Here is a 10,373-nt window from a genome sequence, read left to right on the forward strand (position 1 = left end):
GGACAACCAGCACAATGGCGGTTTGCGCCCTGGCGGCGGCCCTTTCGGCCTGTTCGCCCCCGGCCAGGCACCTCCCGACGCCCATGACCTCGCTCACGCCGCCGGTCACCCAGGCCCCGTCCCCGGCGCACAACCCGGGGTCGCTCTACTCGCAGGCCGCCCAGCCCTATTACCTCTACGAGGACAACCGGGCCAGGCGCATCGGCGACATCGTCATGGTCAACGTGGTGGAGAAGTCCAACGCCAAGAACAAGTCCAAGACCAAGTCCAACAAAAAGGGCTCCATGACCGAGCAGGTGGACAACTACTTCAACCAGCACTCCATGACGCCCATCCCCGGCAACAGCCAGCTCAAGGGCGCCATCGGCGTCGACGTTGCGGGCTTCCTGGGCATGCAGGGCTATGTGGGGACCGGACAGCCCATCATCAAGAACAGCACCAACAACCAGTTCGACTCCGACGGCGAAACCAGCCGCGAGTCCACCGTCACCTACACCATCGGCTGCCGGGTGGTGAACATCCTGCCCGGCGGGGTGATGCAGGTGGAGGGCGCGCGCCAGGTGCGCGTCAACGAAGACACGCAGATCATGGTGGTGCGCGGCCTCCTGCGCCCCATGGACGTTGGCCCGGACAACACCGTCTCCTCCTCGGCCCTGGCCGAGGCCCAGGTGGACATGTTCGGCACGGGCGTCCTGGCCGACCGCCAGAAGCCCGGCTGGCTCTCGCGCGTCCTGGACAACATCTGGCCCTACTAGAAACAGCCTTCGCGACAACGTGGAAGCGGCCCGGCTCCACTCGGGGGAGGGGGGCAGGCCGCGGGAGAAAGAGCATGAAGACCAACACCGCACGCAACCTTCTGGCGGCGGCCGTCGTTCTGGCCCTGCTGGCCCCCTCGGGGGCCTTCGCCGCGCGCATCAAGGACGTGGCCTCCTTCTCGGGCGTGCGCACCAACCAGCTGGTGGGCTACGGCCTCGTGGTGGGCCTGGGCGGCACGGGCGACAAGCGCGGCTCGGATTTCACCATCCAGTCCATCTGGAACATGCTCGACAAGATGGGCGTGCGCGTGGACAAGCGCGCCCTGCGCCCCGCCAACGTGGCCGCCGTGATGGTCACGGCCCAGATGCCCGCCGCCGCGCGGCCCGGCACCAAGCTCGACGTCACCGTCTCCAGCCTGGGCGACGCCTCCAGCCTCCTGGGCGGCGTGCTGCTCATGACGCCCATGAAGGGCGTGGACGGCGAAATCTACGGCCTGGCCCAGGGACCCGTGGCCGTGGGCGGCTTCTCCGCCTCCGGAGCTGCGGCCTCGGCCACCAAGAACGTCACCACCGTGGCCACCATCCCCGGCGGAGCCAACGTGGAACGCGCCGTGCCCTTCGATTTCAACAACCAGCAGGACCTGACCATCAACCTGGGCTACCCGGACTTCACTACCTCCATGGCCATCGTGAAGAAGATCAACCAGGCCCTGGGCGGCGGCTTCGCCCGCGCCACCGACGCCTCCACCGTGAAGCTCGACATCCCCGAGCAGAGCAAGGGCAACCTGGTGCCCCTCATGGCCGTCATCGAGAACCTGGAGATCACCCCGGACAACAAGGCCCGCGTGGTGGTGGACGAAAAGACCGGCACCGTGGTGGTGGGCCTCAACGTGAAGCTCACGCGCTCCGCCGTGACCCACGGCAACCTCCAGATCCTCATCCAGGAGTCCGCCGACGTCTCCCAGCCGCTGCCCTTCGCCCCGTTGGGCGCCCAGACCGTGGTCACGCCCGAGACCAACGTGGCCGCCAACGAGGAGAACCGCAAGCTGCGCATGGTGGAAGGCGCCACGCTCCAGGAACTGGTGGAGGGTCTGAACGTCCTGCGCGCCACCCCGCGCGACCTCATCAGCATCCTCAAGACCCTCAAGTCGGCCGGGGCGCTCCACGCCGACCTGGAAGTGATCTAGCCCGGCCGAGCCCGGAACCGCACGGACAAGCGAGCAGACGCCATGAGCCTTTCCCCCCTTGCGCCAGCCAAGCCCCAGACCGCCCCGGCCGCTCCCGCGGCCCCGGCGGCCCCGGGGAACGCCCAGGCCGGAAGGGCGGGGGGGCGCATGGCCCAGGGCGCGGGGGGGCAGGCCCCGGAAAAGGCCTTCGGCAAGATCCTGGATTCGCTCACCCCCGAGAAGGCCCAGGCGGCCGGCATGGACCCCCAGGCCGTGAACACCCTGGCCCGCCAGGCCCAGAACAAGGCCATGACCCAGGCCGGGGACACCGAGGCCAAGAAGCTGCGCGAGGCCTGCGAGGGCTTCGAGTCGGTGTTCATCACCCAGCTGCTCAAGGAGATGCGCAAGACCGTGCCCAAGGACGGCCTGCTCCACTCGAGCTACGAAGACCAGTACGTCTCCATGTTCGACGAGGAGTTCTCCAAGACCATGGCCAAGAGTGGCGGCCTGGGCCTGGCGGACTTCATGGAATCCCAGCTGGCCGCCCGTTCGGGCAAGCAGCCCCGGGCGGGGGGGATGTCCGGGCTGCGCGCCACGGCCTTCGCCACCACGCCCACCGGACCCCAGTCCCGCACGACGGACCCCAGGGGGCAGGGCGCCCTCAACCCGTTGCGGACCCAGGGCCTGCGCCAGGGGCAGGAGGTGGTCCACGCCGCCCCGCCCCAGTCCGCGCCCAACGCCGGAAGCAGGCCCGAGAGCTCCCGGCCGCTTCCCGGCCCCCCGCTTTCCGGCACGCCCTCCCAGCATCTGGGCCTGCCCGGCGCGCAGTACCTGCCCGCCCAGGACGCGGCCCTGGCCTCCGGGGCCATGGTGCAGCCGGTGGAAGGCGAGCTGACATCGAACTTCGGCTGGCGGCGCGATCCCTTCACGGGTCAGCGGGCCTGGCACGGCGGCATCGACATCGCCGCGCCCGAGGGAACGCCGGTGGTGGCCGCGCGCGAGGGCACGGTGGTCTTCTCCGGGCGCAAGGGCGGCTACGGCAACCTGGTGGTGCTGGAGCACGCCGGGGGCATGCGCACCTTCTACGGGCACAACCGCTCCAACGCGGTGGCCGAGGGGCAGGCCGTCAAGGCTGGCCAGCTCCTTGCAGAGGTGGGACAGACGGGCAGGGCCACCGGCCCCCACCTGCACTTCGAGGTGCGCGTGGGCGAAGAGGCGGTGGACCCGGCCAAGGCTGGCGGGGCAATGCTCGCCGCCGCGCCGGACCCCCGGCTGGCCGTGCCCAGGCTCTAGGAGGAGAACGCCATGACCAAGCGCATCCTGGAAAATCTTACCCGCCAGCATCAGGCGCTCAAGGTGCTTCTCTTCCTCCAGGAGGAAGAGTTTACCCATCTGAAGGATTTCAAGCCCCAGTCCGTGGGGGTTCAGGAATTCTCCATTCAGGAACTCATGCGCCAGCTCATGGGCGAGCGCAAGGAAGTGCGCCGGCTCATCCAGACCCTGGACCCGGACGCCAAGCGCCTGAAGGACGTCGCCGGAGCCTTCGGGGACCGGTGGGCCGACGCCGAGGCCCTGCTCGAGCGCATCGACCGCCTGGAGCAGACCTGCGCCAAGCAGGCGGAGAAGAGCTATTCCCTGGCCCTGGCCCTCTTCGACCAGTCCACCTCCTATGTGGACTTCTTCAAGAAGCAGCTCACGCCCAAGAAGGAATCCTACGGCCCGAAGGGGGTCTTCGCCAGCACGAAGCCCGCCCCGGCGATCCTGAGGGGGGCCCTGTAAATGCCCGGCATCTCCTCACTGCTCAACAGCGGCCAGAAGGCGCTGAACGCCTCGCAGGTGGCCATTGAGGTCACTGGCCAGAACATCGCCAACGTGAACACCTACGGGTATTCGCGCCAGCGGGTGGTCTTCCAGGACGACCTCTACGTCGACTCCACCCCGGGCCAGATCGGCACGGGCGTGCGCGCAGCCGAAATCCAGCGCATGTTCGACAACTTCGTGGAGTCCTCCTACAATTCCAAGGCCTCCTCGGCCGAACGCTACAACGCGCTCTACCAGATGATGCGCTCGGTGGAGTCCGTCTTCAACGAGGCCAACTCCGACGGCGTGTCCCTGGCCATGACCAAGTTCTTCCAGGACTGGCAGAACCTCACCCTGGACGCCGCCAGCTACCCGCAGCGCCAGAACGTGCTCTCGGACACGCAGACGCTCATCTCCATCCTGCGCCAGGCCGATTCGGACCTGGACACCATCCAGCAGCAGGCCGAATCCTACATCGCCCAGGACGTGGACACCCTCAACACGCTCTTCGAGGACATCGCGGGCCTCAACGCGCAGCTGGCCGTGCACAACAACCCGCCCGGACAGAACGCCAACGGCCTGCTCGACGAGCGCGCCCGCAAGATCCGCGCCCTGGCCGAGATCGTGGACATCAACGTCATCGACAACGGCGGGGCCAACCTGATCATCATGGACAAGGCCGGGCACACCTTCGTGGACGGGATCAACCACTACGAGGTGGCGCTCGAAAGCAACAAGGTGATCAAGAATCTCACGCCGGGCTCCAGCTTCGACGGCACGGTCTATTTTTCCGGGCGCGACGACTTCGAGTACACCGTGCGCGTGGTGCAGGCCGGCGACGTGTCCTCGGGCAGTTCGGCGGCCCAGTTCCAGGTGTCCCTGGACGGCGGCGTCACCTGGCTGCGCAGCGACTCCGGAGCCGTGAAGACCTTCTTCGCCCGGCCCGAGGGCCTCTCGGTGGACGCGGGCAACCTGAGCATCTACTTCGGACAGTCCTCCAACGCGGGCATCGCCCCCACCGGCCAGCTCCAGGTGGGCGACTCCTTCACCATCGTGCCCAAGTCCGGCCTGTACTGGTACCAGTCCGCGGCCACGCCCGTGAACATCACGCCGCAGATGTATTTCAACGGCCAGGACAACACCACGCGCGTGACGGGGGGAAGCCTCGCCGGAAACTTCCAGCTGCGCGACTACAACGTCGGGCGCTACCGCGAACGCCTGGAAGCCCTTGTGGACACCATCGTCTGGGAGACCAACCGCATCCACAGCCAGGGCGCGGGCACCAAGATGTTCACCGACGTCACGGGCACCTATTCGGCGCGCGACGCCTCCGTGGCCCTGGGCTCGGATTCCTCCGGCCTGGCCTACGGCAGCAAGCTCCAGGCCGGCGCGTCCACCCTGTACGTCTACAACAGCTCCACGGGCGCGCTGGTGTCCAGCGGCTTCATCGATTTCGACGCGGGCACGGCGGGCATCCAGCTCTTCGACCCCGCCCAGCATTCCCTGGACGACGTGGCCCAGGCCGTGAACAACACCTTCGGGAGCATGCTCACCGCCACGGTGGTGAACAACCAGCTCCAGATCAACGCCCAGAACGGCTTCAATTTCGGCTTCGGCACCGACGCCACGGGCCTGTGGGCGGCCCTGGGCGTGAACACCTTCTTCGCCGGAGACGACGCCCGCACCCTGACCATCAACCCCCAGTGCGGCTCCGACACGGGCTTCATCAACGCCGGGCACATCAACGGCGCGGGCGAGGCCAACCAGGGCGACAACTCCACGGCCCTGGCCATCGCGGGCCTTCGCACCAAGGAGGTGTCCATCCGCACCTCCTTCGACGCCCCCAACACCCAGACCCTCCAGGCCTACTACAACAGCCTGGTGGGCGTGGTGGGCGTGGACACCGAGAACGCCAAGTTCAACTTCGACTTCGAGAACACCCTGGCCAAGGAGCTCAACAACCGCCAGCTGGAGGTCTCGGGCGTGAACCTGGACGAGGAAATGTCCAACCTGGTGAAGTTCCAGCACTCCTACCAGGCTGCGGCGAAAATGATCTCCACCGCCGACCAGATGTGGCAGACGGTGCTGGGGCTCAAGCAATAAGGAGGGCGTCATGGCATACCGCGTCGCCCAGCAGATGATCTACGGCAGCAGCGTGAACTACATGAACACCACGCTGTCGCAGCTCATGGAGTCGAATCTCCAGGCCTCCAGCCAGAAGAAGGTCAACCGCCCCTCCGACGACCCGGTGGGCATGTCCCGCATTCTGAGCTACCGCGACAACCTGGCCGCCATGGACCAGTACGAGACCAACATCTCCATGGCCAAGGGCTGGCTGAACCTCGCCGACAACACCATGGTGCTGACCAACACCGTGGTCACGCGGCTCAAGGAGCTGGCCGAGCAGGGCTCCACCGGCACCCTCACCGCCGACAACCGCTCCCAGATCGCCGCCGAGGCCCGCCAGCTCTTCCAGCAGCTCATCGCCATGGGCAACACCGAGTTCGACGGCAAGTCCATCTTCGCGGGCCAGAAGACCAACATCAACCCCTTCGAGGAGACCCTCACGCTCACCACCAACCAGGCGGGCGTGGTGTCCAACGCGGGGTTCCGGGTCAACGGCTACAACGACAAGACCACCCTGGTGCAGTTCCTCCAGAACGGCGTCCTGGCCTCGGGCTCCACCTTCCGCTGGACCTCCGACGGCGGCAACACCTGGAACCAGGGAAGCGTCACCGATCCCGGCGCGCCCGACCGCTTCCAGCTCTCCCTGGGCGGGGTGACCCTGGAGTTGGACCGCGACACCGCCGTGACCGCCACCGCAGCCAACAACACCAACGATTCCAACGGCACCTGGATGTGGGTGCGCCCCACGGCCATCTACAAGGGCGACGACGAGGACGCCATCGCCGTGGACCCCCTCCAGGGCATGGGCTCCACCGTCACGGGCACGGCGGCGGGCGTCTTCGCCAACAACGTGATCGTGCGCATCGACCAGTCCGGCACCCTGGGGTCGGACGTGGCCTACTCCTACAGCCTGGACGGCGGCGTGACGTGGGTGCTCTCCAACGCCTCCACGCCCGACGCCTCGCCCTCCATGGCCAGCCTGAACATCCCCGGCGGCGTGCTCACCCTGCACTCCAACGGCGGCAACGCCCTGGACGCGGGCGACATGTTCGTCGTGCGCCCGCGCAAGGCGCTCATCATGGCGGACATCTCGCCCACGGAGCGCATCGCCCTCAACGGCATCGGCAAGAACATCTTCGGCGGCATCTACCAGGACCCGGCCAGCGACGCGGCCCGCCCCGTGGTGATCGCGGGGATTTCGGGGGCCACCAACCTCTTCGAGACCGTGGGCAAGCTGGTGGCCTTCCTGGAGACCAACAACCAGTCCGGCGTGCAGCAGTGCCTGGCCGACCTGCGCTCCTCCAGCCAGACCATCCTCAACTACGCCGCCGACGTGGGCGCTCGCGAGAACAGGCTCCTGGTGTCCGAGAGCGTGCTGGACAACCTCAAGCTCAACCAGACCGAGCAGCTCTCCACCGTGGAGGACGTGGACATCTCCGAACTCATGACGCGTCTGGCCCAGCAGCAGCTGGCCTACCAGTCGGTGCTCAAGTCCACCTCCATGATCATGAACCTGAGCCTCATGAACTATCTGTAGAGGCTGGCGCGTTGACAACGCGGCGCACGCGCCATAGGGTGCGCGGGCAACGGCAAGGATAAGAGGCTGGAATGCTCATACTGACGCGCCGCCCGGGGGAGTCCATCCACCTGGGCGACAGAATCAAAATCACCGTTCTCGGGGTGCAGGGAAAACAGATCAAGATCGGTCTGGAAGTGCCCCAGGACGTTCCTGTCTACAGGGAAGAAGTGTACCTGCGCGTGCTCGAGCAGAACCGCTTGGCCATGGAAGCGGATCAACAGGACGTGTTCGCTGCGGCGGCGTTATGGCAAAAAAACAAGACCGAGTGATCCAAAGCCGCATCGGCGCGCTGAGCGTTCCTCCCGAGCGGGTCCTCCATTTCCCGAGGGGGCTCATCGGCTTCGAGCAGGAGCGCGAATTCACCCTGGTGCAGATCAGGGAAGATTCGCCCTTCGTCATCCTGCAAAGCATGAACGACCCGCGCCTGGGCCTCATGGTGGCCGACCCCTACAGCTTCATCCAGGACTACGACGTGGTGGTGGGCGAAGCCGAGCGCAAGATCCTGCGCATCGACAACATCCGCCAGGTGCTCGTGCTGGTCACCGTCACCATCCCGCCCGGCAGGCCGCAGGACACCACGCTCAACCTCACAGGCCCCGTGGTGATCAACCGCGAGGAGCGCGTAGGCCTCCAGGTGCCACAGGTTGACGCCAAATACCCCACGCACTACCGCCCAGGCGAACCGCTGGAGCCCGTCCAGCAGCCAACCAGAGAAAACGACGACGGCGTGAAGTAAAGGCCCTGGCGGACACCCCCGTGCTCCCGATGCAGACAAAGGCCAGTGCGAGAGGCGACCTCTCGTCCTGGCCTTTCCATTGGGGGCGGGGGCTTTGCGTCTTCGCGGCGTCGTCGGCGTCCCTGGCGCTCCTGATCCTGTGCGCCGGTTTCGGCTCGGCCCAGTTCGACGACCCGGAAGTCGGCGTGGCCCGCTCCCTGAGCCTCAAACGCCAGGCGGCCCTCGCAGCGGCCCCCTGTCCGAAGCTGGTGGTCGCCGGGGGCTCGTCCGCGCTCTTCGGGGTGGACTCGGGGCGCCTGGAACTGGCCACGGGGTTGCGGACGTTCAACGCCGGGCTCCCGGCCGGGTTGGGCCCGCGCTACCATTTTTTCCTTCTGCGCCGGTTCCTGGCCCCGGGCGACGTCGTGCTGCTCTCCCTGGAGTTCGACAGCTTCGTGGACGACTACCCGGCCGTGAACCGCTTCTCCGCACGGACCTCCTACTCCCTGGGGGAAGCCTTCGTCCTGGACATCCCCGTGCGCCACATCCCACTGTATTTGCGAGAAATCCCCCTGGGAGAGGTGGCCGGGAATCTTGTCGGCCTGGAGCAGTACCGCCGGATCAAGGCATCGGACGCCACCCAGGGGCGGCTGGACCATCGGGGCGATGTGCTCTTCGTGGACGACCCCCTGGCGCGGCGGAAGTTCCAGGAGGACGCCCGGGCCGTGTGCGGGCACGTTGCGGCGCGCGTTGAGGCGGGCTGCCTCGCCGGTCTGGAACGTCGGGAGACCCTGCGCACGCTGGCGGATATCGCCGCCTGGTGCGCCGACCGGGGGATACGCCTCCTGGCGGCGTACCCCTGCCATGCCCCCTGCGGCGACCACGAGGAACCGGCCTTCCGGGAGCTCTACGCGGCAGTGGCCCGCGTCTACTCCGGGCTGGGCATCCCGCTGGTCAACACGCCCCGGGACAGCCGCCTCGAACCCCACGAGATGTTCGACTCATTCTACCACGCCAACCCGGAGGGCCGCAGCCTGCATACGGGACGGATCGTCCCTGGCCTGCGAGACATTCCAGCCCCCCTTTGAGGAGCAGCCGCCATGTCCTGGATCAATGCGCTCACGCGACTGATGCAAACGGATTACCGCTCCGCTCTGCACGGGCTCACCGGTGCGGCGCTCACCCACGTCGGCAACGCCGTGCTCGTTCTGCCCTTGCCCCGGGAATGCCGCATCCCGGGGCGTCTGCCGCCCCTGGCCAGACATTTTCTGGGCGGCCGGTTGTCGTTGGCCCGCAGATTCCGGCCGGTCACGGTGTTGCTGGACCCCGGGCGCGGCTTGCTGGCCAGGCTGGATTGGCCCACCATGGGCCTGGAGGCGTTGCCTTGGGAGCGGGGCGGCCCGGAGCGCCTGCTCACTTCCGCGCCGGTGTGCCCCCGGCCCGGGCCGACGGTGTTCTTCTCGCTGTCCTTCGCGGCCCTGGAGGCCCCGGACTGGCTGGCCCTGGCGCGCGGGACGCTGGCCAACGGGGCCTTGGCCATGGCCTTGCCCGGCACGGGGGCACTCTACGCGTTGGCCGCACGCTCACGGGGCGATGCAAGGAGGCTGCCCGGGCTCCTGGGGCTCTTGGAGCGCCTGAGCGGCCATGGTTCGCCAGCGCCCGGGCTCGATCCATCGGAGGCCGGGCTCGTCTGCGTCGCGCCTTCCCGGAGCGGGGCCGAGCACTCCCCCACCATGCGCGGCGCGGCCTCGCCTCGGGGCCTCGTCCCCCATGACGCCCCGGCGCACCTCAACGCGGCTCTGGCCGAGATGCTGGCCGACCCTGACGAGCCTGGCGATCCGGCGGGGGAAGCCCTGCGCGCGCTGGTCTCCAGGCGCCGGGAGAAGAGCCGCGTCCCGTGGATCTTCAACGAATACCTGAACGTCCTTGAAATGGCCGCCGGAGAGCCCAGGCCGGAAAGCGTGCCGCCAAAGCTCGACATCTCCCTCTCGGGCATCTGCAACATCTACTGCCGCTTCTGCACCTACGACCACCACCTCGCCAAACCGGTGTTTCTGGACCTCGAATCCTTCAAACGCCTGGACATCCTGCGTCACGCCCGTTGCGTGGGCCTCTCCAGCGGCCTGGGCGAGTCCAGCGTGAACCGGCATCTGCCGGAGATCATCCGGTACATCCACGAGCACCACCCCCATGTCGCCATGAACTTCTTCACCAACGGGGTGCTCCTGGAT

10 protein-coding genes are annotated in these 10,373 nt (G+C 67.5%); all 10 read left to right on the plus strand.

Annotation, left to right across the window (positions count from 1 at the left end; genetic code table 11):
• The first annotated feature begins 14 nt into the window (after positions 1–14).
• Complete coding sequence (locus ACV4UX_RS04395; protein WP_491592108.1) at positions 15–755, plus strand: flagellar basal body L-ring protein FlgH; 741 nt, start codon at positions 15–17, stop codon at positions 753–755.
• A gap of 74 nt (positions 756–829) precedes the next feature.
• On the plus strand, positions 830–1,942 hold the full coding sequence (locus tag ACV4UX_RS04400) for a flagellar basal body P-ring protein FlgI (RefSeq protein ID WP_491592109.1): 1,113 nt from the start codon (positions 830–832) through the stop codon (positions 1,940–1,942).
• 42 nt (positions 1,943–1,984) lie between these two features.
• Complete coding sequence (locus tag ACV4UX_RS04405) at positions 1,985–3,214, plus strand: peptidoglycan DD-metalloendopeptidase family protein (protein WP_491592110.1); 1,230 nt, start codon at positions 1,985–1,987, stop codon at positions 3,212–3,214.
• Between the two features lie 12 nt (positions 3,215–3,226).
• Entirely contained in the window at positions 3,227–3,700 is a 474-nt protein-coding gene (flgN, locus tag ACV4UX_RS04410; protein ID WP_491592111.1) for a flagellar export chaperone FlgN, read from the plus strand.
• The gene (gene flgK, locus ACV4UX_RS04415) at positions 3,701–5,824 is read left to right on the plus strand and encodes a flagellar hook-associated protein FlgK (protein ID WP_491592112.1); all 2,124 of its coding nucleotides are present in this window, start codon (positions 3,701–3,703) and stop codon (positions 5,822–5,824) included.
• Between the two features lie 10 nt (positions 5,825–5,834).
• Positions 5,835–7,385, plus strand: coding sequence for a flagellar hook-associated protein FlgL (gene flgL, locus ACV4UX_RS04420; RefSeq protein WP_491592113.1), 1,551 nt, complete (start codon positions 5,835–5,837; stop codon positions 7,383–7,385).
• 71 nt (positions 7,386–7,456) lie between these two features.
• Positions 7,457–7,696, plus strand: coding sequence for a carbon storage regulator CsrA (gene csrA, locus ACV4UX_RS04425; protein ID WP_173080981.1), 240 nt, complete (start codon positions 7,457–7,459; stop codon positions 7,694–7,696).
• A complete protein-coding gene (fliW, locus tag ACV4UX_RS04430) occupies positions 7,672–8,163 on the plus strand; it encodes a flagellar assembly protein FliW (protein ID WP_491592114.1) in 492 nt (163 codons plus the stop codon). Before csrA ends, fliW begins: the two co-directional genes overlap by 25 nt.
• A gap of 20 nt (positions 8,164–8,183) precedes the next feature.
• Positions 8,184–9,230 carry a hypothetical protein gene (locus ACV4UX_RS04435; protein ID WP_491592115.1) on the plus strand — a complete coding sequence of 349 codons (1,047 nt, stop codon included), beginning with the start codon at positions 8,184–8,186 and terminating at the stop codon, positions 9,228–9,230.
• A gap of 12 nt (positions 9,231–9,242) precedes the next feature.
• Positions 9,243–10,373, plus strand: a 1,131-nt coding sequence (locus ACV4UX_RS04440; RefSeq protein ID WP_491592116.1) for a radical SAM protein, incomplete at its 3' end; no start/stop codon positions are given.

This window comes from Fundidesulfovibrio sp. (assembly GCF_058402725.1).

What these genes read in the sequence shown, in the direction of transcription:
- ACV4UX_RS04395 (WP_491592108.1), top strand. Translation starts at nt 15, where the DNA reads ATGGCGGTTTGCGCCCTGGCGGCGGCCCTTTCGGCCTGTTCGCCCCCG.
- ACV4UX_RS04400 (WP_491592109.1), top strand. Translation starts at nt 830, where the DNA reads ATGAAGACCAACACCGCACGCAACCTTCTGGCGGCGGCCGTCGTTCTG.
- ACV4UX_RS04405 (WP_491592110.1), top strand. Translation starts at nt 1,985, where the DNA reads ATGAGCCTTTCCCCCCTTGCGCCAGCCAAGCCCCAGACCGCCCCGGCC.
- flgN (WP_491592111.1), top strand. Translation starts at nt 3,227, where the DNA reads ATGACCAAGCGCATCCTGGAAAATCTTACCCGCCAGCATCAGGCGCTC.
- flgK (WP_491592112.1), top strand. Translation starts at nt 3,701, where the DNA reads ATGCCCGGCATCTCCTCACTGCTCAACAGCGGCCAGAAGGCGCTGAAC.
- flgL (WP_491592113.1), top strand. Translation starts at nt 5,835, where the DNA reads ATGGCATACCGCGTCGCCCAGCAGATGATCTACGGCAGCAGCGTGAAC.
- csrA (WP_173080981.1), top strand. Translation starts at nt 7,457, where the DNA reads ATGCTCATACTGACGCGCCGCCCGGGGGAGTCCATCCACCTGGGCGAC.
- fliW (WP_491592114.1), top strand. Translation starts at nt 7,672, where the DNA reads ATGGCAAAAAAACAAGACCGAGTGATCCAAAGCCGCATCGGCGCGCTG.